The organism is Corynebacterium sp. HMSC074A01 (assembly GCF_001831515.1).
GTDB lineage: Bacteria > Actinomycetota > Actinomycetes > Mycobacteriales > Mycobacteriaceae > Corynebacterium.
This window is the reverse complement of sequence record NZ_KV825598.1, coordinates 40,325-65,320: the sequence shown is the minus strand read 5'-3', so window position 1 is coordinate 65,320 and position 24,996 is coordinate 40,325. Positions and strand designations below refer to the sequence as shown.

The following is a 24,996-nucleotide window of genomic DNA, read 5'->3' as shown; positions in this document are numbered from 1 at the left end:
GGTAACAACAGTAGGTGCTGTGCAATCTGTGGATTACGAGGTTTCGGCCGTGGTAGTAGCGCGAATCTGGGGTGTGATTCCGCGTGTGTAATGCCTGTGGATAACTCGGTGCGATTGTGGATAACTTCCGGTCCCGGAAATCCATCCACACGAGACCCGGAGTTGTCCACCGCCTGTTCACATGCGGATATGGGGTTGTCCACACCCGAAAACCGCAGGTCGCGCTTTGCGACGAGAGCGCGTTCCGGTTGGGGATAACCGCTGAAAAGTGAGCAAGATCTCCAAGTTACAACGGCGTAATTACACAGGTGTGGAGAACGCTGTGGATAGTGGTAGCCGTGTGATTTATGTGGTCATTGGTGATTTTGAGGTTTGAGAGGTGTGCATGACAAAACCCACCCGGTATACCCAGGTGGGTCCTCTGGTCCTAGGGTGCGCGTCTAGCCCTGGCGCGCCTTGTTCTTGATGATCTGGGTAAGCTCCTGGATCTCGTCGTAGGTCGAGCGAGTCTCCGTCATCTCCTTGCGGATCTTCCGATCGGCATACATCACGGTCGTGTGATCCTTACCGCCGAACTCGTCGCCAATCTTGGGCAGCGACAGGTCGGTCAGCTCGCGGCACAGGTACATGGCGATCTGGCGCGCATGCGCCACCTGGCGGGCCTTCCCCGCACCTGTGAGCTGCTCCAGGGTCAGGCTGAAGTACTCCGCGGCTGCATCTTTAATGGTGTCGGCAGTGAGCTTCACATCGGCCTCATCAGGCAAGATGTCACGCAGCGCGGCGCGGGCGTTCTCCAGCGTGATCGGCTCGTTGGACAACGAGGAGTACGCGGACACGCGGATGAAGGCCCCCTCGAGCTCGCGGATGGATGCCTCGAAGTGGGAGGCGATGAGCTCGAAGACGGCGTCGTCGACCACGGTGCCGTCGGCAGCCGCTTTCTTCATCAGGATTGCGATGCGGGTTTCTAGGTCCGGCGGTTGGACGTCGGTAATCAGCCCGCCCTCGAAGCGGGTGCGCAGGCGGTCCTCCAGGGTGGTCAGCTGCTTCGGCGGGCGATCCGAGGACAAAATAATCTGCTTATCCGCCTGGTGCAGCGCGTTGAAGGTGTGGAAGAACTCCTCCTGCGTACCTTCCTTGCCCTGCAGGAACTGGATGTCGTCCACCATCAGGATGTCCAGGTCGCGGTAGCGGCGCTTGAAGGATTCCTGCCGGTCGTCGCGCACCGAGTTGATGTAGTCGTTGGTGAACTCCTCGGAGGAGACGTACTTGACCCGCAGGTTTGGCTGCAGGACCTGGGCGTAGTTGCCCGCCGCGTGCAGCAGGTGGGTCTTGCCCAGGCCGGAACCGCCCCATATAAACAGTGGATTATATGCGCGGGCCGGGGTCTCGGCGACGGCGAGCGCGGCACCATTGGCGAAGCGGTTGGAGGAACCGGTGACGAAGTTCTCGAAGGTGTAGTTCGGGTTCAGGCTGGTCGAACGGTCCGGGTCGTGCGCGGGCTTCTCGCGCGGAATACGCCGCGGCACCGTCGGGTGGCCCTGCGCCGGCTGCTGCTTGGCGTGCATCTGCGCCAGTTCATCCAGGCTCATCGGGATCTGCTCCCCGGGCGCGGTGCTTTCAGGACGCGGCTGGGACACCGGCTGAACTGGAGGTTGTGCCGGAGGCTGGGCGGGAGCTTGCGGGGGTTCCTGCGTGAACTCCTCCGGCACTGAATGACCAGCATGCTCAGTCGGGGCTTCGGCCGGTGCCGCAGGTGCCGGCGGCGGGGTTGGTGCTACCGAAACTGCCAGCGCAAAGGGGGTGCCCATGTGGGAGGCCAGCAGCGAGGTGATGTGGGGAGCCAGCGACTCCTCCACCACGGTTTTGGCGGCGGCGTGGGGTGCGGAGAGGACTGCGTAGCCGTCGACAAGCATGACGGGCTTGACTAGCTGCAGGTAGGAACGCTGCTGGTAGGTGAGCTGCGGGACCGAGGAATCCGGGCGCTCGGAGAGCTGCAGGAGCTCGGTGACAATGTCGCGCCACAGCGATTCAACGTGTTGCTCGGCCACTTGGAGCTCCCCTTCTTCGGTCGGTGTCGGTGCTTGCAGTACAAGGCTTGCAGTTCAAGGGAGGCGCGCGACGGGGCTCGCGGTGGGTGAAACATGTAATTTCAAAACCCACCGCGGAATCCACCGGAATTCGCGGTGCCTCCACAAGTTTGTGAGGACCCCGCGGGGCCCTCACCTCATCTTCCACAAGTTTATCCACACCTGTGGATAGATTTGCGGTTGGGTTCTATCCACAACGGGTGCACAACCCTGTGGATAACTTTGTCACAGGTGCGAAATGCCCATGAGCTGCAAAAACGCGCAGCTTTCCGCGAAAGTCTCAACCTGTACTTCAGAGTTATCCACAGCTTTGCCGCTCGCTGTGAACAAAAGTGATGTGAAATTGTGGTGATAAAACATTGTTACCCGCTGTCACCTCGCAGTGTCTAGATGAGCGCGAGACGTGGAATGTGGATAACCCGAAGACTTCGAACACGTGTCGGGTAGGACGGGCGGGCGGAGCCGGGGTTCGCGCACTACGCGCCCTAAGAACCCGGCCCTACCTGCGAAAAAACACACTGTTGTAATTCCGGGGGTACCCGCCACCACCCTCCGTATCGCGGGGCGTGTCGATTTGTCGCGCGGGGGAAACCTCACGTACCCTAGTGAGGTCTGTCGCGCCTGTTGCGCCTGGCGCTGCCACCCGATACGGCCCAAGTATCCGGCAGCCCGGACACACCTTGCGCGCTTGAGAGCGCCACCCGCGCCGAGTACCGGGCCCCCTTAAAGGGCGAGTCTGTGCAGGTGGGGCATGCGGAACCTTGGAATACGCAATCTCAACACAACTTTTTAACGGAGGCGGCCTCTGCCCCGGGAGGTACGCAGTTCGCTGCGCACCGCTGGCCGCCGTGATGTAACTACAAGGAGTCCATCGTGTCTAAGCGGACTTTTCAGCCCAATAACCGTCGTCGCGCACGCAAGCACGGCTTCCGCGCCCGCATGCGTACCCGCGCCGGCCGCGCTATCGTTTCCGCGCGCCGCAAGAAGGGCCGCGCAAAGCTGAGCGCTTAAGCTCTTCAAGCCCTTTAAGCCACAGTGCTGCCTTCCTCGCTGAAGCTCGCGACCTCGCGCGATTTTCGTCGCACGATGCGCGGCTCGCGTGCAGGGTCACGCACCCTGGTGGTCCACCTGCGAGCCCGGACCGAGACCGCTATTTATGGCGGGCCCCGGTTCGGGCTCGTGGTGTCTAAGCAGGTGGGCAACGCCGTGACCAGGCACGCGGTCTCCCGCAAACTGCGCGCGATCGCGCGCGCACACGCGGAGTCGCTGCCGCGCGAATTCGACGTGGTCATTCGCGCGCTGCCGGCCGCGGCAACAGCGACGAGTGCCGAGCTGGACCACGACTTCGGCCGCGCGCTGGCGAAAGCCCGCAAGAAGGCAGCGGATACACCGACGCGCACAACCTAGATGGCGTATTACAACTTCGCGGGCGGCGAGATCCCCGCACCCCGGGGACCTGTCGCATCCGCGCTGGTGAAGCTGGTGCGCCTCTACCAAAAGTACGTCTCACCCCTTAAGCTGGGTGGGACCTGCCGTTTTCTGCCTGTGTGTAGCGCGTACGCGCTCGAGGCCGTCGCAAGGCATGGTGCCCTCAAGGGCACCGCGCTTGCGGCAGCACGGGTGGCAAAGTGTGGGCCCTGGCATCCGGGCGGCTACGATCCGGTCCCGGGAAGCATCCCGCACGCTGCGAAAACGAACGCGGAAACGAACACACGACAAACCGATGAGGAGTAACTGCCGAAAGTGCTGAACTTCATTTATTGGCCGATTTCATGGGTGTTGTGGGCCTACCACAAACTCTTCGGCGCGATTCTCTCACCTGACTCGGGTATGGCCTGGGCACTGTCCATCATCATGCTCACGGTGACCATCCGTGCGCTGCTGGTCAAGCCGATGGTCAACCAGATGCGCTCCATGCGCCGCATACAGGAGATGCAGCCGCGGATGCAGGAAATCCGCGCGAAGTACAAGAACGACCAGCAGAAGATGGCCGAGGAGACCCAGAAGCTCTACAAGGAGATGGGCACGAACCCGCTCGCCTCCTGCCTGGTGCCCTTGGTGCAGATGCCGGTGTTCATTGGCCTGTTCCACGTGCTGCGTTCCTTTAACCGCACCGGCACCGGCCCGGGCGCGCTGGGCTTGTCGGTTGAGGAAAACCGAAATATTGCCAACTATGCCTTCTCCCCGGAGGATGTCCGCTCCTTCCTGGATGCCAACATCTTCGGCGTTCCGCTGTCGGCCTACATGTCCATGCCGGAGGACGCGTTCGCGGCCTTTACCGGTGTCGACGAGCTCACCCGCGCCCACATCATCGCGGTCTGCCTGCCGATGGTCATCCTCTCGGCACTGTTTACCCACCTCAACGCGCGCATGTCCGTCCAGCGCCAGCAGGCCCGCCGCGCCGCGGGCAAGGTGAACACCCCGCAGGGTGACAATGCGCAGATGATGGACCAGCAGATGCAGATGATGAACAAGATGATGCTGTGGTTCCTCCCGGCCATGATCCTGTTCACCGGCTTTGTGTGGCACGTCGGCCTGCTGTTCTACTCGCTTTCCAACAACATCTGGACCTTCTTCCAGACCCGAATCGTCTTTGCCAAGATGGACCAGGAAGAGGAGGAGGAAGAGGCCGCCAAGCGCGAGGCAAAGCGCGCCTCGGCCCCCCAGGTTGGTGCCCGCACGGTGGATAAGCGCACGAAGAAGCAGCGCAAGCAGGGCAAGTAGCCCGCTCAAGCCTCAACCCGTCGCCTGTAGCAGGCGGCGGGTTTTTGCGTGTGGGGCCCTTGTTGCTTGTCGACGCCACGATTGCCCCAAAGTTTGGCGCATTTACTAGAGTCGGTTGCTAGAGAATTCCCCTTGCCGCGAAGGAGTGCACAGCCGTGTCGGAACCCAGCCCGCAAGCAACCCCAAATGCCGAGCTTATGCGCACCGTCTTCGGTGATCGCGTCGAGTTGGCGCAGGCCTACCACGACTCGCTGGCCACCGTCGCCGCCGAGCGCGGCTTTATCGGCCCGAAGGAAGTCGACCGCTTGTGGGAGCGCCACATCCTCAACTGCGCAGTCGCCGCCGAGGCTTTCGACGAGGGTGCCTCCGTCGCCGACGTCGGTTCTGGCGCGGGCCTGCCCGGTATCCCGCTCGCCATTGCGCGCCCGGATCTGCAGCTGACGTTGATCGAGCCGCTGCTGAAGCGCTCGACCTACCTCAAGGAAGTCAAGGAGCAGCTGGGCTTGGACAACGTCACGGTCGTGCGCGGGCGCGCCGAGGAGCAGAAGCGCGGACAGTTCGACGCGGTGACCTCCCGCGCGGTGGCCCCCTTGGGCAAGCTCGCCGGCTGGTCGCTGCCGCTGGTGCGGCACGGGGGTGCGATGGTGGCGATGAAGGGGGCGTTGGTAAGCGAAGAGCTCGAGCGCGATGCGGCGCAGATCCGCAAGGCGGGCGGCGTGGACGCGGAGATCTTCCAGGTTGGTGAGGGGCTGCTTGCGCAGCCGACCACCCTGATCCGGATCGTGCGAAAGTAGGGCTGAGATGGACGAGCAGAACTACGACGACACGCCGATTATGGCGGCGGCACAGCGGGCCGCGCAGATGACCTCGGGGCGCAAGACGCTGCCCAAGCCGGATCACCCGCGGGTGCTCACCATTGCCAACCAGAAGGGCGGGGTGGGTAAGACGACGACGGCGGTGAATATGGCGGCGTCGATAAGCAAGCAGGGCTTGAAGGTGCTTGTGGTCGATCTGGACCCGCAGGGCAACGCGTCGACCGCCTTGGGTGCCGAGCACACCTCTGGGACCGTCTCCAGCTACGAGATCCTGATTGGCGAGGCCGAGGCGAAAGACGCGGTGCAGGAGAACCCGGATAACCCGAACCTGTTCTGCATCCCGGCGACGATTGACTTGGCCGGCGCGGAGATCGAGCTGGTCTCGATGGTGCGGCGCGAATACCGGCTGCACGACGCGCTGCGGCGCGGCTTTCTGGATGAGTACGGCTTTGACTACGTCTTCATCGACTGCCCGCCGTCGCTCGGTCTGCTCACCATCAACGCGATGACCGCAGTGGACGAGGTGCTCATTCCGATCCAGTGCGAGTACTACGCGCTCGAGGGCGTGGGCCAGCTGCTGGGCAACATCGGCATGATCCGCGAGCACTTGAACCACAACCTGCACATCTCGGCGATCCTGTTGACCATGTACGACGCGCGCACGAAGCTCGCCGCCGAGGTCGCCGCAGAGGTGCGCGACCAATTCGGCCAGGTGGTGCTGAATAACGTGATCCCGCGGTCGGTGAAGGTCTCCGAGGCACCGGGCTATGGGCAGACCGTGATCGAGTACGACCCGGGTTCGCGCGGTGCGCTCGCCTACTTTGACGCGGCGCGCGAGCTGGCGACGCGCGGGGACTACCAGCCGCACGAAACGACCGGCCCGATTGGTGTGAGCCCGGCGGTGTACGCGGAGCTTGATGGTGATGTAGACAGCGCGGACGAGGGAAACTAAGGAGAATTTCATGGCACAACAACGTAAAGGTGGACTTGGCCGCGGCCTTGCCGCGCTGATCCCGTCCGCCCCCGCATCGACAGATACCACCGGCAAGACCGGCGCGATTGGCAACAACGCCTCCGACATCATTTTCGGAGACAACGCCGGCGCCCGCGATCGTCGCAATGCTGAGCAGGAACAGTCCGCGCAGGACAAGAACGATAAAGGTGCGCCGAAGAAGAAGGTCAAGGGCGCCCCGACCGTGGGCGGCACGTCGCGCGGGCCAGTGAAGGGTGCGCCAACGGTGACGGCGGCGAAAGACAACGTGATGCAGCCGGTGCCGGTGGGCGCGCGCTACCAAGAGGTGCCGCTGGGCCAGATCATCCCCAACCCGAAGCAGCCGCGCCAGGTCTTCGACGAGGACGAGCTCGCCGAGCTGGTCCACTCCATCCGCGAGTTCGGCCTGCTGCAGCCGATCGTGGTGCGCGACACCAAGGACGGCTTCGAGCTGATCATGGGCGAGCGCCGCTGGCGCGCCGCCTCCAAGGCGGGACTCAAGCACATCCCGGCGATTGTGCGCGAGACCTCCGACGAGGACATGCTGCGCGACGCGCTGCTGGAGAACATCCACCGCGTCCAACTCAACCCGCTGGAAGAGGCCGCTGCCTACGAGCAGCTGCTCAAGGAGTTCGGCGTGACCCAGGAGCAGCTCGCCGACAAGCTGGGCCGCTCCCGTCCCGTGATCACCAATGCGATCCGCTTGCTCCGCCTGCCGGTGGATGTGCAGCGTCGCGTGGCTGCGGGCGTGCTTTCCGCAGGCCACGCACGCGCCCTGCTCGGTGTGAAGTTGGACAGCGAGGCAGCGACGTCGGCCAGCCAGAATGAGCTGGCCAACCGCATCGTTGCTGAGGGCTTAAGCGTGCGCGCGACGGAGGAGGCCGTCACGCTGCTCAACAACAACGGCGCGCTGCCCGAGAAGAAGAAGCGCGAGCCGGTGCCCCAGCCTGAGTACCTCACCAACGCCGCGAATAGCCTCGCGGACGCCTGGGATACCAAGGTCTCGGTGACCATGGGCAAGCGCAAGGGCAAGATCGTCGTCGAGTTCGGCGACAAGGACGACTTCGAGCGCATTATGGGGCTCATCCAGGGCGAAGACTAAGACCATGGCGCTACCCGGGGGACAGCTCGTCGCGCTCGAGGAATCGACGCTCGCGCGCATCCACGCGCGCGCAGCAGACAGCGTCTTCTGGGAGCTGGACCCGGCCGCCACCAGCGAGAACCCCACCTCGGAGCTGGACAAGGGCGCGTGGCTGCTCGCCCGCTGCTACGCGCAGAACCCAATCGGCTTTTCCATCGCCGAGCCCACGACCACCATTGGCGCGCTCGCGACCTGCCTGTTCTGCCCGCCAGAGCACGCCCCGGGCGCTGCTCGCATGCCCACGGCACCCATTAGCGACGACGCATGGGTTGTCACCAGCCTCCACATCGCCACCAACGCGAAGAATCGCGGCTGGGAGGCAGTGCTTCTCGACGCCACCATCACCGCCGCCACCCGCGCAGGTGCCCAAGCCCTCGAGGTCTTCGGGCTGCGCCTCGACGCCGACACCGCCGATTCCACGGTTGCGCGCATCGCCCGCCACGCCGCCTCGATTGGCCTGACCGAGGTGTCGATCCTTGAATCCGCGGGCTTCCGCGTGGTGGCGGACCACCCGGTACTCCCCCGCCTGCGGCTTACCTTGCCGCCGGCGTTCGACCTCATGGCAGCCCACGAGATCGCCGATCTGCTCGCCGCCGTACCCGCGTGCTAAGCACATTCACTCATTCATTCAATTAATTCCTTCATTTCCGCCAGTGCGGTGCGTGAATGACAATGATGTAAGATAGCCGCATGGCTGCCGCGGATATCCATGAATCAATCGCTCAGGGACTAGGCCTGACCAGGGTGTTCGCTCGCCGTAAATCAGGCGCATTTATTAATGAACGCCGCGTGATTGAAACAATGGCATCGCTCGCCAACACCGACGGCGGCACCCTTTTCATCGGCGTTGATAGCGACGGTTCCATCAGTGGATGCTACCCCTTCCACGGCGAGCGCACCGACCCGGCAGAGCTTGCCATGGCGGTCCGGCGCTACACAAACCCGCCGCTTCACGTGGAGGTGGAGACGGCCACGCTCGACGGCGCTGAGGTCGTCGCGGTGAGTGCCGACGCGCATCCGAGCCCCGTCGCCACCACGTGGGGCACCTATCTCGCCCGCCGTCTCAACGGGCAAGGCGTCGCCGAGACCTTCGGCATGGATCCCACTTACCTGTTCACCCGCTACCGCGACGCCAATGGGATCGACTGGGCGCTGCTGCCCGCCGAGGGCGCCACGCCAGCCGACCTCGACCCGGCCGCAATCCAACACTTCCGTGACCTGGCTGCTGCACACGGAGGCGATGCGCTACTCGCCAAGCGCAGCGACGACGGCCTGGTGCGTTCTCTAGGCTTCCGCGACGACTCCCCTACCCCGCTGACCCTCGGCGCCATCGCGCTCTTCGGCCGCGCCGAGGCGATCGCGAAACACCTCCCCTACCACCAGCTAGTGTTCTCAGATCGGCGGCACACCCACCAAACACACCGGACTTCCGGCCCCGTCGCGTCAATCTTGCACGCCCTCAACGAGCAGCGCACAACACTCGGTCCCGTATTTCCGCTGGCCATCAACGCGTTGACTCACCGCGACTACTTCCAGCCCGGCCCGGTCTACGTGGCCTTAGAGGAGGAACGCTCGACGGTGTCGAGCCCGGGCGGACTGCCTCGTGGCGTGGACGCGCGCGAACTGACAGCGGGTACGCCCACCTACGCGCCGCGCTCGCTCCACTTGGCCACCGCCGTCGCGATGACGGGGCTGACCCGGGCGGCGGGCACGGGTATGCCTGACCTGCGCGAACAGCTCGACGCCGCGGGTCTTGAGCCGCTGAGCTTCGCGGGCACGCACGGCCGCGGGGTGACCGTCACCGTGTCGCATGCGGGCGCGGCTGTAAACCACGAGCTCAAGGGCAACGAGGCGCTCGTTTTCGGCGCGGTGCAGCGCGCGGGAAGAAGCGGCCTGGCCAGCGGCGAGGTCGCCGAACAGACGGGATTGAGCCAGCAGCAGTCCTACCGGGCGCTGCGCAAGTGCGTCGACGCCGCGTTGCTCCGCCGCGTCGGCACCACCCGCACCACGCGCTACTTCATCAAGTAGCCTAAGCGCGCTCCTCGCGCAGCAAGTCCTGGAAAGAGTAGGTGCCGGTCGGCTGCGTGTCCGACTCCATGAGGTAGAGGCGCTTGACCGCAACGACGATGGCCTCGGCAATCGCGTCGCGCTGCGTTGGATCGGTGAGCACAGCCAGGTCACCCGGGTTGGTGAGGTAGCCGGCGACGACCTCCACCGTAGGCATCTTGGTCATGCGCAGCAATTCCCAGGTGCGCGCGTGGTTGTGGCAGTTCTGCAGCCGGGTGCGCGCGGCGATCTCACGCTGGATGTAGCCGGACAGGGTTTCGCCCGTCATCGACGAGCTGCCGATCTCGCTGCCGAAGTAGAAGGTGGCCACGCCGTTGGCTTTCTCGTTCTGGTACTGATCCAGCTGCAGGGAGATGACCAGGTCAGCGCTGAAGCTGTTGGCCAGGTCAGCGCGCGACTTCGTGGAGGGGTTATCGCCGCGGGTGCGGGAAATAATGGTCTCAACCCCGGCGGCGATCATCCGGCCCTCGACGCGTTGGGCCAGGTCCCAGACGATTTCCTCCTCGGTGATCGGCCCGTAGGGGCCCTCAACCGTGAGACCGCGCTCGGTGCCACCCAGGGCTGGGTCGATGACGACGCGCTTGCCGGTCAGCTGGGGGCCAGCCTGACGGACGTGCTCGCGCTCACGGATCGCGGTCGCGGAGCCGCCTGTGATGCGGCGGCCCAAAAGGCTGAGTGCGTGCAGGGTGTCGGGCCCGCAGGTGCCGTCGTCCTCCAGCCCGGAGTTGAGCTGGTAGGCCATGAGCGCCTCGTGCGTGCGGGCACCGAAGCGCCCGTCGATGCGGTGGGAGTAAAAGCCAAGCTCGTGGAGCTGCGTCTGCAGCTGCACCACGTCATCACCGACGAGCTCCTGGCCCGGTTGGTAGCTCAGGACGCGGTTGCCCAGCTTGTACGAGGCTTGGCGCAGCTCGCGCAGCGTGATGTCGTCGATGTTGCCGGTCGGCATAATGCCGCGCGACTGTTGGAAGGCTTTGATGGTGTCGGCCAACGCCTCGTCGAAAAGCATCTCTTGCTTGGAGAATTTCCGGGAGTTCCAGTCATCCAATGACCCCTCATACTCCGTCAACATGCCGAGGCGCGCGAGCGTGGTGCGGGCCTCAGCAACACGAGCGCTGGAATCGCCGACGCGAAGAGTTGCACGCACTTTTGGCCTTTCTGTGTTGGGGAGCAGGTAAGAGGAGGTCAGCAGACCGACTTAGCACTATCTTACGTGGGGCGGGCCCGGCTTAGCGAACCCGCGTGCCACGGGCTTAAAGGTGCGTCTGCACCCGCTCAACGATCTCGTTTTTGGGGCGCAGACCGATGAATTCGTCGACCTTCTGGCCGCCCTTGAACACCATGACGGTGGGCATGGACATCACCTGGTACATCATGGCCAGGGTGCGCTCGGCGTCCACGTCAATCTTGGCCACCTTGACCTGGCCGTCGAACTGCTGGGCAACCTCGTCGAGGATGGGCGAAAGCTTCTTGCACGGCCCACACCAGGTGGCCCAAAAGTCCACGATAACCGGGATGTCGGACTCGATGACCTCGGACTTGAACGTCTGCTGGGTAACATCAACTGGTGCGCTCATAAGGTTTTCGCTCCTCGATACATTCATTACACGGTTGCTTTCCCACCTTAGTGCCGCGCGCACGATCGGCGGGAGGCGCGACCGTGGAGCGTGGTAACAGATGGGTCACAGGTTGCGTAGAACGCGACCTAGAGCGTGGCGAGGTAGTGCTGCGCATCGAGCGCGGCGCGACAGCCAGCGCCCGCGGCGGTGATGGCCTGGCGGTAGATGTTGTCCACCACGTCACCTGCGGCGAAGACACCCGGCACGCTCGTCGCCGTGGTCGGTGCCTCGACCTGGATGTAGCCGGCCTCGTCCACTGCGACCTGGCCCTCGAGGAAAGCGGAGCGCGGGTCGTGCCCGATGGCGACGAACAGCGCGGTGGCGTCGAGAAGCTGCTCCTCGCCGGTGACGGTGTTGCGGATCTTCAGGCCGCCGACCTTGCCGTCGGCTTCCTGCACCTCCTCGACGAGCGTGTTAGTGATGAACTCGATCTTCTCGTTTGCGCGGGCGCGCTCCAGCATGATCTTGGAGGCACGGAAGTTCTCCGAGCGGTGGATCAGGCTCACCTTGGAGCCGAAGGTGGTCAGGAAGGTGGCCTCCTCCATCGCGGAGTCGCCGCCGCCGACGACGGCGATGTGGTGGTCCTTGAAGAAGAAACCATCGCAGGTCGCGCAGGTGGACACACCGCGGCCCGTGAGCTGCTCTTCGCCCGGGATGCCCAGGTGGCGCGGGGCGGCACCCGTGGCCAGGATGACGGCGCGGGCACGGAACTCCTCACCGTCGACGTAGACCTTCTTTTCCTCGCCGCTAAAGTCGACGCGCTCGACGAGCTCAGGGCGCAGGTCTGCGCCGAACTTCTCGGCCTGCTCGCGCATATTCGACATCAGATCCGGGCCCATGACGCCCTCGGCGAAGCCCGGGAAATTCTCAACCTCGGTGGTGTTCATCAGCTCGCCGCCGAACTCGTAGCCCTCAAACACCAGGGGCTTCAACTCTGCGCGCGCCGCGTACAGGGCGGCGGTGTAGCCGGCCGGCCCGGAGCCGACGATGATCACGTCGTGCAACATGTCCGCGGCGGCGGACTCCTCTGCCGGCGCAGCCTTCTCGGAGCTGCCGAGCGTATCGACGTTGACCTGGTTAAAACCGGGGTTGGTCATCTTCTTCCACCTTTATCTCATACGACAGTGCGCTATGTACGGTTCCACAGTGTACTGCCCTACTTCTAGATCCGGTCCATCATCGCTTCCGCCACCACGGAACGGGCCCGGTAGCGGCGGGACTTCACGGTGCCGGGGCGCACGCCGAGCTCTTCGGCGGCGCGTTCGACGGACATGCCGTGGACGTCGATAAGCAATAAAGCGCGGCGCTGAGCGCGCGGCAACTTGGCCACCTCGTTGCGCAGCGCCATGGCCGAGGCGAGGCCGCGCAGCGGGTCGTGCGACAGGCGGGTGTTGCGCTCGATGCCGAGTTTGTCCTCGTCGTCGATGCTGATCTCGCGGTCCTTGCGCGAGACGCGGCGCTTGTGGTCGATGGCCGTGTTCACCGTGGTGCGGTGCAGCCAGGTGGAAAGCTGCGCTTCCCCGCGGTAATTGCGCAGGTTCCGGTAGGCCTTGAGCAGCGCCTCCTGGACGACGTCCTGCGCATCGTGCTCGTTGTGCGAATAGTTGTAGGCCACCCGCAGCAGGTGCGGGCTGTGCTTGCGGACGATGTCTGCAAAGGCGTCCTGCTCGCCGCGGGCGTGCGCGCGCAACAGTTCGCGGTCAGTGCGAAATTGCATGGTTTTCCCCCAAAAACTCCCCCAAGTTCAATGATGTAGCCACAAGTATGCCCGACCCCCGCGGTTCGCGCGCGGGGGCCGGGCAATTTTATTCAGCGTTGGAGGCTTGCCGGATTAGCGCAGCTCGGTGAACCCGATGAGCGAGACCTCCCGCACCTGAATTTCAGCGGACTTCTCGCTCGCCGGCAGGGAGAGGAACACCCCGCGCAGCGGGCCGGAGTCGTCCACGTCCACGCTGTTCTGGCCCGGGTGGAAGGTGCCCTCGGCGAGCGTGGGCAAAGCTTCCGCGGTGAGTGGGCCCTCGTAGTTCACCGGGATGGCGTGGACACTGTACGGACCGCCGTCGGAGGTGGTGTCGATGAGCAGCTGCTCGACGCTCACCTCGCCAGCCGTGGCCGGCGGGGTGAACGCGATGCCGCCGCTGCGGGCGGTGGTCCAGCCGGTGGTGCGGTCTCCGTCCACGGTGGCGGCGGGGCCCTCGGCGTCCTTGTCCGGCTTTTCGGTGTCCCCGTCGTTGGCGCTGTCGCCGGTGCCGGGCTCGCCTACGGGCTGGCCTTCGGCGTCGATAGGCTGCGCGGTGAGCGGGCTGATGATCACGGGCAGGCCGACGTGCTCGGTGGCCTCCTCCTCGATGTGTTGTTCACCCTGCTGCACGGAGTCGTGCGTGACCGGGGAGTTGGTGTCGTCGCCGGAGAGGAAGCCGATCAGCGAAGTGGTCAGCGCGGCGATGAGCACCACGGCTCCCACCGCGATGGCGGAAAGCAGCACTGTGGTGACCGTGCCGAGGCGGCGCGAGCCGAAGCCGCCGCGCAGCTCGTCCGGGTCGTCAGTGTCCTCGGCGACGGGCTCGACGTACTCGGCGAAGCCGGAATCGCCTTCACCCTCGGTCGTATCTGTCGTGGGCTCCGCGGCCGCCTCGGGTGCTGCGTCCAGATCCTCGGCGACGTCAGTCACCTCCTCGCCGGGTGCGGGCAGGTTCGCCTCTTCGCGCAGGGCCACTTCGAGGTCGCGGAAGTCGCTGTCTTCGATGGCGTCGGCGTCGACAAGCGCGCGGGTGCGCTTCGTGATGCCCTCGAGCGCGTCCGAGTTCACGTTTGTGGTGAGCAGCTGCAGCGCGGAGGCGAACGCATCGGCGTCGGCGGGGCCGGAGGCATCCGGCAGGATGGCGGGGAAGGCGAGGCGGACGTGGCCGTCGGTATCCACGCGCAGGCGCTGGCGGTTGTCTAGGCCGAGCGGGATGCCGGCCTCGTGCGCGGCGGCGAGCGCCCCGGCGAGCGGGGCGAGCGCGTTGGCGACGGCCTCGGTGTGCAGCGTCTGGCCGCTCTCCGCGACCGCCTTGACCGAGGAGCCCTCGATCCAGTCCGCGACGATGAGCGAGCCGGTGCGGTACGAGAGGATCTCGATGTTGTCGGCCACGGCCGGGTGGTGCAGGTTGGCCAGCTTGCGGGTGCGGCGCGCCACGCCCGCTGCCTGGAGCGCGGCCTCGCGCGGGGTGGCCGGCGCCATGGGCGCGGCACCGGTGGTGTCCACAAACGTCAGCGCGACCGGTGCGCCGGTGGCCACTTCGCGGGCTTGCCAGAAGCGGGCCCCGGTGGTGGCGCCGTGGTCGCGGATGAGACGGAAGCGTCCGTCGGAGACACTGGCGCCCGGCACCAGGCGCGGGCCGCGGACCACACCGGCCGACATCGGCGGCGGGACCGGGTTTGCGTTGAAGGTGTCGGAGGCGAGGAACTGCGTGGACATATCCCGCGGGTCGACCTCGCCGACCTCGATGGCGGCCTCTTCGTCCGGGGTGATGAAACGGGACAGGCCCGGAATGCGTGCCAGTGCGCGGCCGAGGTTCTGCACCTCGGGCAGCTTGGAGCGCGACAGGACCAGGCCGGTGACGATGACGAAGATGATGCCAAGGATCATCACTTCGATGAGGAAGCCGAGCGAGGGCAGCCCGATCAGGCGGCCGAGCGCGCCCGGGATGTCCACATCCGCCAGGTCGCGCACGAGCCAGCGCAGCAGGTACGTCGCCGCGATGCCGACGATCGCCGCGGCGAAGGCCCAGATGGAGGTGCGCATGACGGTGGCCGCCTGCAAGGTGCCCAGCTTGCGGCGCAGCAGGAAGGCACCGATGAGCGCACCAGCAATGAAGCCGAAGCCGTTAGCCGCGCCGAGTAGCACGACCACGGACTGGGTGGAGTCGGCCACCATGGGCGCGAGGTAGCTCAGCACGATCTTGGTGGCGGTGATGCCGGCGATGATCATCGTCGGCGTCCACGCCTCCTCGCGCGCGTAGAAGACGCGCAGGTGCAGCATGACGAGCGCGTACGGGATAAGCGTGAACGCGGAAAAGCTGATCGTCAGCCCGAGGATGCGGGCGGTGTCGCCGTCGAAGTTGCCGTAGGCAAACAGCGCGTGGCCGATGTCGGGGCCCAGCGCCGTCATGAACACGATGATCGGGATCAGCGCGATGAACGTCAGCTTGGTGCCGAGCGTAAGGTCGCGGACCACGGCCTCGTCGTCGCCGTCGGCGGCGTTGCGCGACAGGCGCGGCATGATCGCGGTGAGCAGCGTGACGCCGATGATGCCGTAGGGCACCTGCAGCAGCATCCAGTGCTGCTGGTAGATGATCGGGGCGGCCTCGCTCGCCGTCGAGGCGATGCGCGTGGTGACGATGTAGCCGGCCTGGCTGATTGCCACGTACGTGATGATCGCCAGCGCCATCCCGCCGAACTGCTTGAGGCGCTCATCGATGCCCCACAGCGGCCGCAGATCAATGCGCAGCTTGCGCAGCGCAGGCACCATGATCAGGCACTGCACCACCACACCCAGGGTCGTGCCCAGGCCGAGCAGCGCCACGTGCGGATTGCTTATCGACGCCGGCGCCGCCGGATGCAAGTGTCCCGGCACCAACATGTAGAGCAGGAGCACCGCGATAGAGACGACATTGTTGGCCACCGGGGCCCAGGCTCCTGGCCGGAAGTGTTCCTTGGTGTTCAGGATCGCCATGAAGAGCGAGAACATGCCGTAGAAGAAGATCTGCGGCAGCACCAGATAGGCGAACGAGGTCGCCTGGACCACGTTGACCTTGCCCGCGTCGTTGAGGAAGAGCCTGGTCAGCCACGGGGCGGCAAGCACCGCGATGACGGAGACGACAGCCATGAGCGTAAACGTCAGCGTAAACAGCTGCCGGATGAACCGGGCGCCGTGGTCCTCGTCCTCTTTTTCCGCGCGCACGAGCACCGGCACCACGAGGGCGGTGAGCACGGAGCCGAGCACGATCTCGGTGATGATGTTGGGCAGCGTGTTCGCCGTGTTGAAGGCGGAGGCCACCGCAGGGCCGAGTGCCGCGCCGATGAGCACGGTGCGGATGAACCCGGTGATGCGTGAGATGAGCGTGGCCACTGCCATGGAGCCGGTGGCGCGTACGACCGAGGCGTTGGAGATGCCCTCCTCCCCCGCTTCTTCCGTATCTGTTTCGCGGGTGGCAGTCGCGACGGCGGCGGCCTGCGTGGCCGGTGCCGCCTGCTCGGAGGCGGTCGGCTCGGGGGCGTCGACAGCCTGGATGGTGTCGGTGGTCTCCGCCTTCGTCGGTGCGTCGCTGTCCTTTTCGGCGCCGGCTTTTTTAGCCGGCGCCGTGCGCTCGCCCTTGGGGCTGGTAGTCAGCATCGACTTGTCGGGCTGCTCCGGGTTTTCCGCGGGGCCTTGCAGCTTGGCCGGTGGCTTGGGCACCGGTGCCGGCGGGGCGGGGGTGACTATGCGACGTCGCAAGCCAGCCGCGCGCGCCGTGTCATCCTGCTGTGTCACGGAAGCTTCTCCAATCAGGTGTGGTGGTCTGTGCCGAAGTGTCTTAGGGTGCAGTTGCACCTGGCGGGTCGGCGCCAGTCTTGGTCGCGGTCCCCCGCGCGGCGGCACCGCGGCGGCGCTGACGCCAGATCGCGAAGAAGACGAAGGCGGCGATCAGCGCCGCCATCGCGGGCAGAAGTACAGAGCCGCGGATGGCCATCGCTGCGGTGCGCACGGTGATGTCCACCGGCCGCGACATGGCTGCGCCGTGCGGGCCGGCGAGGAAGAGCTGCAGCTTGGTTTCCTTGCTTTCCTCCGGCAGGTCCGCCGTCATCTGCACGGTGACGGAGCCGCGGGCCGGGATCCGCATCTCGGCAGGGACGTTGAGGCGCGCGCCCTCGGGCCCGCGGTACTGGATGGAGGTGCGCACCGGCAGCGGCATCCCGTTTTGCGCGACGATCAGGAGCGGGCTCGAAGGCGAGGTCCGCGTGTACACGTTGCCTGGCGGGATGAGCGCCACCGAGTTGCGCAGCTCGGTGAGTGTGTCGCGCGAACCGGCGAGGGTGCGGCTCGTGGTCGATACCGCGTCCGCGTAGCCGTGCAGCGAGCGGCGCTGGCCGGGGCTGAGCGCGGTGATGAGGTCGCGGCGCAGTGGCAGCGTGTAGCCGTAGCGGGTCAGCGCGATGGAGGGGTCGGGGGTAAGGAGCTCGGTGAGGTCGTTGATGAAGCGGGCTTGCTGGGTCGCCGCGAGGATTTCCGAATCGGCGTACGTGCCAGGGTCGGAATAGGGGCTGCCGATAGTCTGGGCCGGGGGCACGACCGTATCCGCGGGCGGCTCCAAGTAGCGCGTAAGCGACAGCGGTGCTGCCCCGCCGTGGGTGACCAGGTCGGCGACTGTGCCGAGCAGCGTGGCGGCGCTGTCCGCGTCCCACGTTGCCGGGGGGTTGACAAAGACGGGCTCGGTGTCGGGTTGGTCCTCGAAGGACCACGCCTGCTGCGCGGCGAGCCGAATCGCGCTCGCGGCGTTGGTGGCGCGGGACGCGGCGGAGTCTTGCGTGGCGTCGAAGCGGGTGAACTCGGGCGCGTATGTCGCGGTGATCGGGTTCGGCCCCACCGAGGCGAGCACCGAGGCGAGCGAAGATTGGTACCCCACCGCGAGGACGTTGGGTGCGGCCCACGCGAAGCGCTGTGCGCCCGGCGATGTTTCACGTGAAACATCGGGGTCCGTCTGGATCGTATTGGCGGGGAGCAGGACTCGCACGGTCGTCTCCGGCCGTGGCGCAGCGGCGGTGCGCGCGGAGCCGGGGGTTCGCACGTCAAGGTTGCTCTGGGAGGTGCCCTCCCCCGCTGTGGTTTCTTCCGTCGCTGCTTGATCGAGCTCCCAGACGGCCTGCATGCCGCTGGCCGGCACGGTCGAATGCGCGTGGTCGGCCCACCCCAGCGCCGGGGCGGTCGCGTGCTCGATCGCGTTGCCGGCGACGACAACGTTGTGCAATCCGGGGGTGCTAAGCACCCGCTCCAGGACGAAGGGGCCGCGCTCGACGGTCTCCCGGATCAGCCAGGGATCCCCTGTCCGCGCCACCGCGTCCAAGTCCGCGTTGGCCCATGGCAAGGCGACGGTGCAGCCGGTTCGCGCGATCTCGCGCAGTGTCTCTAGGAATCTAGCCGCGTCCTGCGCGCCGGTCCCGGGGGTGCCGTCGGTATCGTTTGCGGCACTGCCCCAGCTGTCGCGAAGGCGCTGGGGCTCTTTGACGACGGGCGCGCGCTCGGTATCCACCGCGTACCCGCCGGCCATGCGGTCGACGGCGTCGACGAGCGCTGGGTCGATCGCGGCGCACGTCGCTTCGCGCACTTGCGGGGTCTCGAGCGCCTCTAGGTAGGTGGTGGCGAGCCGGTCGAGGCGGCCGCCCGGTGCGAGTTGGTCGGCCAGCGTCTCGGATTGGAGGATCAGCTGTGGGTCCTCGGGGGCCTCGCCGGTCTCCCCTGGCACCAGGTCGACGGGGGCGGATATCGGGTAGAGCGCGCTGAGGGTACCCGGGCGTGCGCCGTCGGCAAGCCCGCGGACCGTCAGGTGGAAGCGTTCGGAGTCTAGGGGGGTGCCTGTGGCGTCGAGAAGCGAAAGAGCGAGTGGATAGGTGCCGATGTCGCCCATGGCGAGCGCGTCGGTTCGGAAGCTGAGCTCCAGCTCGGTGGACTCGCCGGGCGCAAGCGCTTGCACTGCCTCGGCCTGGCCGATGAGTCCGTAGTCGGCGAGCGAGGCGATGGTGGCCATCCGCTGGTCGGCGACCGAGCCGGTGAGCGGGCCGCGGCGGGGCACGAGCTGGAGGCCTTCGAGCGGGGCGTCGGAGGTGTTGCGAACGCGAAGTTTCACGTGAAACGGATCGTGCGCGCGGATCGACTCGGGCAGCTCGAGCGCCTCGATGGTGGCGCGCTCGCCCTCGCCCACGCGCACGTTGGGGTTGACCCACTGCGCGGCGACCTCGGGGTTGTCCGGGTTGGTGGGCACCGGCAGGGTGTTGGCGGCCACAGGCTGCGCGCCCGCCGCGAGTGCCAGCCCCGCAACCGCGAGGGTGGGCAGCGTCGCGCCTGCGGGCCCCCTCATCGCGGAGTGGCCCTTCCGGCTTCGGCCTCCGCCCGCGCCAGGTTGGGCATCTTGTCATAGGCCACGCGCGCGAGCTTGCGCTCATCCGCGTACGCGAGGCGCTCGATCAGTTCGCTCATGGGCACCCACGCGACCTCGGTGACCTCCGGGTCCTCGTCGTTGAGGATGCCGTCGACGTAGCGCAGCAGGTTGTGGTGCACGGTCTTGTGGATGCGCACCCCGTCGGAGACGAACCAGTAGTCGATGGTGCCGAGGGTGTCGAAGGCCTCGCCGGTAATGCCGGTCTCCTCCCACACCTCGCGCTCCGCGGTGCGCCACTGGTGCTCCCCGTCTTCGACGTGCCCCTTCGGCATGGACCACAGCAGGCGACGGCGCCGATCGAGCCGCCCGATCAAGGCGACGTAGATCTGCGACATGTCTACCTTATTATTCTGCGGGTTGACCGCCTCGGCCATCCCGGAGACCACCAGGCCGCCGGCCGAGGTCTCGTCGCGCGTTTCCATCCCCGACTGCGAGCGGTGGCTGTACTGCGACTGACGACGGTTACTCCCCTGCCCGCGCCCGCGCTTCCGCCTTGCCGGGTGCTTGCCCGACTGGTTGCGGCTGTTGCTGCCGCCCTTGGCTCCGGAGCGGTTGCGGTTGCGGCGGCGCTTGCCGCCCTGACCGCCGCGGCCCTCCCCCGCCTCGCTTGCGCCCTGGCCGGAGTGCTGGTTGTGCTGTTCCTTATTCTGGCCCTGCTGGTTCTGATTGCTGTGGTTGCTATGGTTGCTGCCCGACCGGTTGCCGCGCCCGCGCCTGCGACGGCGGCGTCGCTTCGGCCGCTGCTGGCCCCCACCGGCACCATTCTCCCCGCCAGCGCCGCCCTTTTCGCGCGCGCCAGCACCGCCGGCGCTGTTGGAGCTGCCGACGGTGCGGTTGGGCCGTGTGTTGTCAGTCATCTGCCTTATCGTATCCGTCCCAGCGCCGGTTGTGGTATTTCACAACGCCCTTCCTCTCCTTTGACGTGTCCGGGTAACGTGAGCATGGTGACTACGCCGAAATCTTCTTCGCCCCTGTTCGACCTCCCCGACGCGGACGACCCCAATGCGGCCGCCGTGCTGATGGCGCGCGCGCAGCGAGGGGTCATGGAGCTCGCCGACTTCCTCACCCCGCTGGCGCAGTGTTTCGCGGAGCGCGGCGAGACCTTATATATAGTCGGTGGCCCGGTGCGCGATGCGATGCTGGGCAAGCTCGGCCACGACCTCGACTTCACCACCTCCGCGCGCCCGGAGGTGACCCAGGAGATCCTTGACGCGTGGGGCGAGAAGACCTGGGACGCGGGCATCGAGTTCGGCACCGTTGCCGCAGTCAAGCAGGGCAAACAGGTGGAGATCACCACCTTCCGCGCCGATTTGTACGACGGTGTGACCCGCAACCCGGAGGTCACCTTCGGCGACACGCTCGAAGGCGATCTTGTCCGCCGCGACTTCGCCTGCAATGCGATGGCAATCGAGCTTTCGCTTGTCGACGGCGCGTTGGCCCCCACCTTCCACGACCCCGTCGGCGGCCTCGAGGATCTGCTCGCGCGCCGTCTGGATACGCCCCAAGCACCGGAGGTGTCGTTCCGGGACGACCCGCTGCGCATGCTGCGCGCCGCCCGGTTCGTTTCCCAACTGGGCTTCGAGGTTGCGCCCCGCGTCTTCGATGCGATGCGGGAGATGGCCGAGGAGATCAACCGGATCACGGTAGAGCGCGTGCAGGCCGAGCTGGACAAGCTCATGCTCGGTGCGCGTCCCTGGGAGGGCATCGACGTACTGGTCCAGACGGGTCTGGCCGACGAAGTGATTCCCGAGATCCCGGCCCTGCAATTGGAGCAGGACGAGCACCTGCAGCACAAGGATGTCTACCGTCACTCGCTGACCGTGCTGCGCCAGGCCACCGAGCTGGAGGACGAGGGCCCGGACCTCAAGCTGCGCTGGGCGGCGCTTCTACACGACATCGGCAAGCCGGACACCCGCGCGGTGAAGCCGGGCGGCGGCGTGAGCTTCCACCACCACGAGGTGGTCGGGGCGAAGATGACGCGCAAGCGCATGCGCAAGCTGAAGTACCCCAAGCACGTGACCGAGGACGTCGGCCAGCTCGTCTTCCTGCACATGCGCTTCCATGGCTTCGGCGAGGGTCAGTGGACGGACTCCGCCGTGCGTCGCTATGTGACGGACGCAGGCGAGCTCCTCCCCCGCTTACACAAGCTTGTGCGCGCCGATTGCACCACCAGGAATCCAAAGAAGGCGCGCAGGCTCCAGCGCACCTACGATCACTTGGAGGAGCGCATCGCCGACATCGCGGCCAAGGAGGACTTGGCCCGGGTGCGCCCCGACTTGGACGGGAACGAAATAATGCAGATTCTCGGGCTCGAACCGGGCCCGGAGGTGGGGAAAGCATGGAAATACATGAAGGAATTGCGGCTCGAGCGCGGCGAGCTCGAGCGCGACGAAGCAATCGCGGAGCTGAAGAAGTGGTGGGAGGCGCAGCATGGCTGATCGCCTAATCCCAGGTGATCGCGGCCTGGGATCGCTCAAGCCTGGCAAGCTGTTGGTGGCCAACCCTGAGCTCAAGGAGCCGTTGGTCGAGCGCTCCGTGTTCTTGGTCCTGGACATTTACCCGCAGGACAACGAGGTAGAGGCGCTTATGTTGCACCTGCCGATGAAGAAGAAGGTCAACGAGCACTACGACGGATGGGACAATTTTCTCACCGGCGACAGCGCGTACTTCCGTGTCGGCGGCCTCGCGGAGGTCTCCTCGGCGCGTTTCGTCGGCGTGCCCAAGGATGGCATCGACCCGAGCGCGCACCTGCACATGAACCCGCTGACGGACAAGCTCGCGGTCTTGCACGGATCGAAGGAGCCGGAGCGGCTGATGCGCGACGTCGAGGACGCGCGCATGTACATCGGCGTGACCTACTTCGACCTGGCGATGCTCCGCGACGACCTCAGCACGGGCCAATGGCTGCTTGCCGACGCCCTGCCGGAGGACGTCCTCTGCCCCATTGACGGCGACTTGTGGAGCGACGTCATGGGGCGCGAACCCGTACGGTGGCAAGCCAACCCCGAGGATTCGGAGTAGGTGAGCGTGACTGTTTCACGTGAAACATTGGAGGAAATTCGCGGCGGCATCAGCGACATGTGGCTCGTCGGGCTGGGGCTGATTCCGCTCGGCCTTGCCTTCGGACTGCTCATGACCCAGGCAGGATACGCCTGGTGGTGGACGCCGATCTTTTCAATCGTGATCTACGCCGGCTCGATGGAGTTCCTGGCAATCAACATGGTCGCCTCCGGCATTGGGCCGCTGTCCGCAGCGGTCACCGGGTTCATGGTGAACTTCCGTCATATCTTCTACGGACTCACCTACCCGCGCCACAGGATCCGCTCCTGGTGGGGCCGCCGCTACTCGGCCTACGCGCTTACCGACGAGTCCTACGCCGTCGTCTCAGCCCGCGGCCCCAACACACCAGTGACGGGCACCCGGTTGTTGACCATCCAGGTGGTCTGCCAGCTGCTCTGGGTCGTCCCGGGCATCATCGGCGCGCTCGCCGGGCAGATCATTCCTTCCTCGGTGCAGGGCATGGAGTTCGCGCTGAACGCCCTTTTTATTGTCCTGGCCTACGAGGCATTCAAATCTTCGCGCGACCTCGGGGCGGTTGTGATCGCGGCCGGCATGGGCGTGCTTGCCTTTGTGCTGACTCCCTCCTCCATGCTCATGGTTGCACTCATCGCCTACTTCCTCCTGCTGCTCGTGCGCTACTGGGTGCCGGCGCTGGATAAGAAACTCACGTGGAGGTTGCGTTAATGGGACTGCCCGCAGACGTAACCCCCGCAATGGTGTGGGCGGTACTCATCCCGGTGTGTATCGTCACAGTGGCGTTAAGAGCCCTACCCTTCTCCTTCCTCAAACTACTCAAGGGAAGCCCCTTTATTGAGTTCCTCGGCGTCTACATGCCAGTCGGCGTGATGACCGTGCTCGTGGTCTATACCATCGGCGGAGCGACCGACTCCCCCGGTGGCGTTGCGGCTGCGCTCATTGCAAGCGCGCTGACGCTTGGGCTCCATGCTTGGCGACGCGCACCGGGCCTCTCCATCTTCACCGGCACCCTCGCGTACATGGCTCTGGTGAACCTGATTCTCTAAAGGTGCGCTGGCCTGGAGCTTTGGCGTATATGACCGCCGCGGGTGGAAAATACTAAAAAGTAGCGATACTCTTGCACCACTGCCCACTACCTAGGCACGTGTCAATCGAGCTTCACAAGTACAGAAGGAGACAACATGAAGCGCATTCTTGCCGCCGGTCTCGCTGGCGTGACCGCACTCTCACTCGCAGCCGCACCCGCACAGGCAGCTGAAGGGAACAGCGACTTTATCAACGGTGTTCGCGAGAAGGCTAAAGATTCCGAGTTGATCGACGGCATTCGCGACGCCGCTGAAGGTCCGAAGGGCGTCGTGGAAGGCGCGCTCGAGGGTGCCGAGGAAGGTGCCCGACAGGGCATTGAGAAGCGCAAGCTGGACAAGAAGCTCGATGAAGATGGGTACGGAGCTGCCCCGCAAACCGATGGTGTAAAGGACATGATGGTCGGTTCCGTCGAGCGCGGTTCCAGCGCGGACCAGGCGTACAAGGCGTCGCAGGCGGGCTGGATCCTGACCTGGATCGCAGTCGCCGCTGTTGGCATCGGTGCAGTTGGCTTCGTCGCCAACCAGGCTGGCCTGCTGCCGAACATGCCGAACCTGCCGTTCTAGGGTATCGGGTTTTTCGGAACTTCCCCACTTCTCGCACTTGCGAGAGTGGGGAGTTTTTGTGTCTAACCGCCTTCTTCAGAGTGGCAGTGACGAATCCCAAGTTGGCGAAGTCCACCTCGGCATGAAATTAATTTCCCATATTGCCGTTAAAAATTGAGACTTCACGATATGCTGTGTGTGTTGCCATACAATTGGCAAGAAACTTCAATATCACTAGGAGATTCCAATGAAGCGCATTGCCGCAGCATCTCTCGCCGCAGCCACCGCTCTGTCCCTGGCAGCAGCGCCTGCCCAGGCTCTCGAGGGCTACAACCGCGACTCTTCCTCGAAGGTCACGGACGTTGAGGCGGGCCTCTACGTTGGGGCAGCTGTCATCGCGGAGGCCCTTCAAGAAGGCTCCGGCTTTTCGAAGCCGTTCATGCAATCCTCTGAAAACGATGTGTTCAAGTCGAGCAGCAATGACGAGGACAAAGAAGGCCCTCTCGCTTCGTCCTTAAGGAACGATGCAAACCAGGGCTACCCGGTCGGCACTACCTACGACATCCTCGTTGGTACCGGTATTGCGGTCGCAGTCCTTGCGGTTCTCGGTGGCGTGGCTGCGTCTGGCGTCATCCCGGGCGTGACCCTTCCGAACCTGCCGTTCTAGGGCTACGCGTTTTTCAGATTTCCCCACTTCTCGCGCATGCGAGGGTG

23 protein-coding genes are annotated in these 24,996 nt (G+C 65.5%); 15 read left to right on the top strand and 8 right to left on the bottom strand.

Features of this window, described 5'->3' with window-relative positions:
* Window positions 1–440 precede the first annotated feature (440 nt).
* Entirely contained in the window at window positions 441–2,048 is a 1,608-nt protein-coding gene (gene dnaA / locus HMPREF2550_RS00560) for a chromosomal replication initiator protein DnaA (RefSeq protein WP_070789039.1), read from the bottom strand.
* A gap of 912 nt (window positions 2,049–2,960) precedes the next feature.
* Here dnaA and rpmH point away from each other — a divergent pair.
* From rpmH to HMPREF2550_RS00515, 9 genes are all read left to right on the top strand, one after another.
* A complete protein-coding gene (gene rpmH, locus HMPREF2550_RS00555) occupies window positions 2,961–3,098 on the top strand; it encodes a 50S ribosomal protein L34 (protein WP_038593492.1) in 138 nt (45 codons plus the stop codon).
* A gap of 24 nt (window positions 3,099–3,122) precedes the next feature.
* A complete protein-coding gene (gene rnpA / locus HMPREF2550_RS00550) occupies window positions 3,123–3,494 on the top strand; it encodes a ribonuclease P protein component (RefSeq protein WP_070789038.1) in 372 nt (123 codons plus the stop codon).
* Window positions 3,495–3,821, top strand: a complete 327-nt coding sequence (yidD, locus tag HMPREF2550_RS00545; protein WP_070789036.1) for a membrane protein insertion efficiency factor YidD — start codon at window positions 3,495–3,497, stop codon at window positions 3,819–3,821.
* A gap of 9 nt (window positions 3,822–3,830) precedes the next feature.
* Window positions 3,831–4,811: a membrane protein insertase YidC gene (gene yidC / locus HMPREF2550_RS00540; RefSeq protein ID WP_070789035.1), complete on the top strand. Its 981-nt coding sequence runs from the start codon at window positions 3,831–3,833 to the stop codon at window positions 4,809–4,811.
* Between the two features lie 197 nt (window positions 4,812–5,008).
* Entirely contained in the window at window positions 5,009–5,605 is a 597-nt protein-coding gene (rsmG, locus tag HMPREF2550_RS00535) for a 16S rRNA (guanine(527)-N(7))-methyltransferase RsmG (RefSeq protein WP_070789032.1), read from the top strand.
* 7 nt (window positions 5,606–5,612) lie between these two features.
* Complete coding sequence (locus tag HMPREF2550_RS00530) at window positions 5,613–6,578, top strand: ParA family protein (protein ID WP_070789031.1); 966 nt, start codon at window positions 5,613–5,615, stop codon at window positions 6,576–6,578.
* 10 nt (window positions 6,579–6,588) lie between these two features.
* Complete coding sequence (locus tag HMPREF2550_RS00525) at window positions 6,589–7,719, top strand: ParB/RepB/Spo0J family partition protein (RefSeq protein WP_070789029.1); 1,131 nt, start codon at window positions 6,589–6,591, stop codon at window positions 7,717–7,719.
* A 4-nt stretch (window positions 7,720–7,723) separates the two neighbouring features.
* Complete coding sequence (locus HMPREF2550_RS00520; protein WP_070789028.1) at window positions 7,724–8,368, top strand: hypothetical protein; 645 nt, start codon at window positions 7,724–7,726, stop codon at window positions 8,366–8,368.
* Between the two features lie 179 nt (window positions 8,369–8,547).
* On the top strand, window positions 8,548–9,786 hold the full coding sequence (locus tag HMPREF2550_RS00515; RefSeq protein WP_246819710.1) for an RNA-binding domain-containing protein: 1,239 nt from the start codon (window positions 8,548–8,550) through the stop codon (window positions 9,784–9,786).
* A gap of 1 nt (window position 9,787) precedes the next feature.
* Here HMPREF2550_RS00515 and HMPREF2550_RS00510 read toward each other — a convergent pair whose 3' ends face one another.
* The 7 genes from HMPREF2550_RS00510 to HMPREF2550_RS11720 all read right to left on the bottom strand — a co-directional run bounded on the left by HMPREF2550_RS00510 (window position 9,788) and on the right by HMPREF2550_RS11720 (window position 20,475).
* Complete coding sequence (locus HMPREF2550_RS00510; RefSeq protein WP_070789025.1) at window positions 9,788–10,969, bottom strand: N-acetylmuramoyl-L-alanine amidase; 1,182 nt, start codon at window positions 10,967–10,969, stop codon at window positions 9,788–9,790.
* Window positions 10,970–11,075: 106 nt separating this feature from the next.
* Window positions 11,076–11,399, bottom strand: coding sequence for a thioredoxin (trxA, locus tag HMPREF2550_RS00505; protein WP_070762533.1), 324 nt, complete (start codon window positions 11,397–11,399; stop codon window positions 11,076–11,078).
* Window positions 11,400–11,527: 128 nt separating this feature from the next.
* Window positions 11,528–12,448, bottom strand: coding sequence for a thioredoxin-disulfide reductase (trxB, locus tag HMPREF2550_RS00500; protein WP_070789267.1), 921 nt, complete (start codon window positions 12,446–12,448; stop codon window positions 11,528–11,530).
* Window positions 12,449–12,603: 155 nt separating this feature from the next.
* Window positions 12,604–13,158: an RNA polymerase sigma factor gene (locus HMPREF2550_RS00495; RefSeq protein WP_070762534.1), complete on the bottom strand. Its 555-nt coding sequence runs from the start codon at window positions 13,156–13,158 to the stop codon at window positions 12,604–12,606.
* A 114-nt stretch (window positions 13,159–13,272) separates the two neighbouring features.
* Complete coding sequence (gene murJ, locus HMPREF2550_RS00490; protein WP_256380805.1) at window positions 13,273–16,956, bottom strand: murein biosynthesis integral membrane protein MurJ; 3,684 nt, start codon at window positions 16,954–16,956, stop codon at window positions 13,273–13,275.
* 43 nt (window positions 16,957–16,999) lie between these two features.
* Complete coding sequence (locus HMPREF2550_RS00485) at window positions 17,000–19,537, bottom strand: hypothetical protein (RefSeq protein ID WP_070789023.1); 2,538 nt, start codon at window positions 19,535–19,537, stop codon at window positions 17,000–17,002.
* Window positions 19,534–20,475, bottom strand: a complete 942-nt coding sequence (locus tag HMPREF2550_RS11720) for an NUDIX hydrolase (RefSeq protein ID WP_083319698.1) — start codon at window positions 20,473–20,475, stop codon at window positions 19,534–19,536. Before HMPREF2550_RS11720 ends, HMPREF2550_RS00485 begins: the two co-directional genes overlap by 4 nt.
* A gap of 84 nt (window positions 20,476–20,559) precedes the next feature.
* On the opposite strand from HMPREF2550_RS11720, the gene HMPREF2550_RS00475 reads away from it, so the two are divergent.
* The 6 genes from HMPREF2550_RS00475 (at window position 20,560) to HMPREF2550_RS00450 (ending at window position 24,949) form a co-directional block, all read left to right on the top strand.
* Window positions 20,560–22,056: a CCA tRNA nucleotidyltransferase gene (locus HMPREF2550_RS00475; protein WP_083319697.1), complete on the top strand. Its 1,497-nt coding sequence runs from the start codon at window positions 20,560–20,562 to the stop codon at window positions 22,054–22,056.
* A complete protein-coding gene (locus tag HMPREF2550_RS00470; protein WP_070789021.1) occupies window positions 22,049–22,639 on the top strand; it encodes a YqgE/AlgH family protein in 591 nt (196 codons plus the stop codon). Before HMPREF2550_RS00475 ends, HMPREF2550_RS00470 begins: the two co-directional genes overlap by 8 nt.
* 57 nt (window positions 22,640–22,696) lie before the next feature.
* Entirely contained in the window at window positions 22,697–23,362 is a 666-nt protein-coding gene (locus HMPREF2550_RS00465) for an AzlC family ABC transporter permease (protein WP_070789260.1), read from the top strand.
* Entirely contained in the window at window positions 23,362–23,700 is a 339-nt protein-coding gene (locus HMPREF2550_RS00460; RefSeq protein WP_070789020.1) for a branched-chain amino acid transporter permease, read from the top strand. Before HMPREF2550_RS00465 ends, HMPREF2550_RS00460 begins: the two co-directional genes overlap by 1 nt.
* 135 nt (window positions 23,701–23,835) lie before the next feature.
* On the top strand, window positions 23,836–24,303 hold the full coding sequence (locus HMPREF2550_RS00455) for a hypothetical protein (RefSeq protein WP_070789018.1): 468 nt from the start codon (window positions 23,836–23,838) through the stop codon (window positions 24,301–24,303).
* Between the two features lie 226 nt (window positions 24,304–24,529).
* Window positions 24,530–24,949, top strand: coding sequence for a hypothetical protein (locus tag HMPREF2550_RS00450; RefSeq protein ID WP_070789016.1), 420 nt, complete (start codon window positions 24,530–24,532; stop codon window positions 24,947–24,949).
* Window positions 24,950–24,996: the final 47 nt, after the last annotated feature.

Excerpts from the sequence above, each read along its gene's own strand:
- yidD (WP_070789036.1), top strand. The coding sequence starts at position 3,495 with ATGGCGTATTACAACTTCGCGGGCGGCGAGATCCCCGCACCCCGGGGA.
- rsmG (WP_070789032.1), top strand. The coding sequence starts at position 5,009 with ATGCGCACCGTCTTCGGTGATCGCGTCGAGTTGGCGCAGGCCTACCAC.
- HMPREF2550_RS00530 (WP_070789031.1), top strand. The coding sequence starts at position 5,613 with ATGGACGAGCAGAACTACGACGACACGCCGATTATGGCGGCGGCACAG.
- HMPREF2550_RS00525 (WP_070789029.1), top strand. The coding sequence starts at position 6,589 with ATGGCACAACAACGTAAAGGTGGACTTGGCCGCGGCCTTGCCGCGCTG.
- HMPREF2550_RS00520 (WP_070789028.1), top strand. The coding sequence starts at position 7,724 with ATGGCGCTACCCGGGGGACAGCTCGTCGCGCTCGAGGAATCGACGCTC.
- trxA (WP_070762533.1), bottom strand. The coding sequence starts at position 11,399 with ATGAGCGCACCAGTTGATGTTACCCAGCAGACGTTCAAGTCCGAGGTC.
- trxB (WP_070789267.1), bottom strand. The coding sequence starts at position 12,448 with ATGTTGCACGACGTGATCATCGTCGGCTCCGGGCCGGCCGGCTACACC.
- HMPREF2550_RS00495 (WP_070762534.1), bottom strand. The coding sequence starts at position 13,158 with ATGCAATTTCGCACTGACCGCGAACTGTTGCGCGCGCACGCCCGCGGC.
- HMPREF2550_RS00485 (WP_070789023.1), bottom strand. The coding sequence starts at position 19,537 with ATGAGGGGGCCCGCAGGCGCGACGCTGCCCACCCTCGCGGTTGCGGGG.
- HMPREF2550_RS11720 (WP_083319698.1), bottom strand. The coding sequence starts at position 20,475 with ATGACTGACAACACACGGCCCAACCGCACCGTCGGCAGCTCCAACAGC.
- HMPREF2550_RS00475 (WP_083319697.1), top strand. The coding sequence starts at position 20,560 with ATGGTGACTACGCCGAAATCTTCTTCGCCCCTGTTCGACCTCCCCGAC.
- HMPREF2550_RS00470 (WP_070789021.1), top strand. The coding sequence starts at position 22,049 with ATGGCTGATCGCCTAATCCCAGGTGATCGCGGCCTGGGATCGCTCAAG.
- HMPREF2550_RS00465 (WP_070789260.1), top strand. The coding sequence starts at position 22,697 with ATGTGGCTCGTCGGGCTGGGGCTGATTCCGCTCGGCCTTGCCTTCGGA.
- HMPREF2550_RS00460 (WP_070789020.1), top strand. The coding sequence starts at position 23,362 with ATGGGACTGCCCGCAGACGTAACCCCCGCAATGGTGTGGGCGGTACTC.
- HMPREF2550_RS00455 (WP_070789018.1), top strand. The coding sequence starts at position 23,836 with ATGAAGCGCATTCTTGCCGCCGGTCTCGCTGGCGTGACCGCACTCTCA.
- HMPREF2550_RS00450 (WP_070789016.1), top strand. The coding sequence starts at position 24,530 with ATGAAGCGCATTGCCGCAGCATCTCTCGCCGCAGCCACCGCTCTGTCC.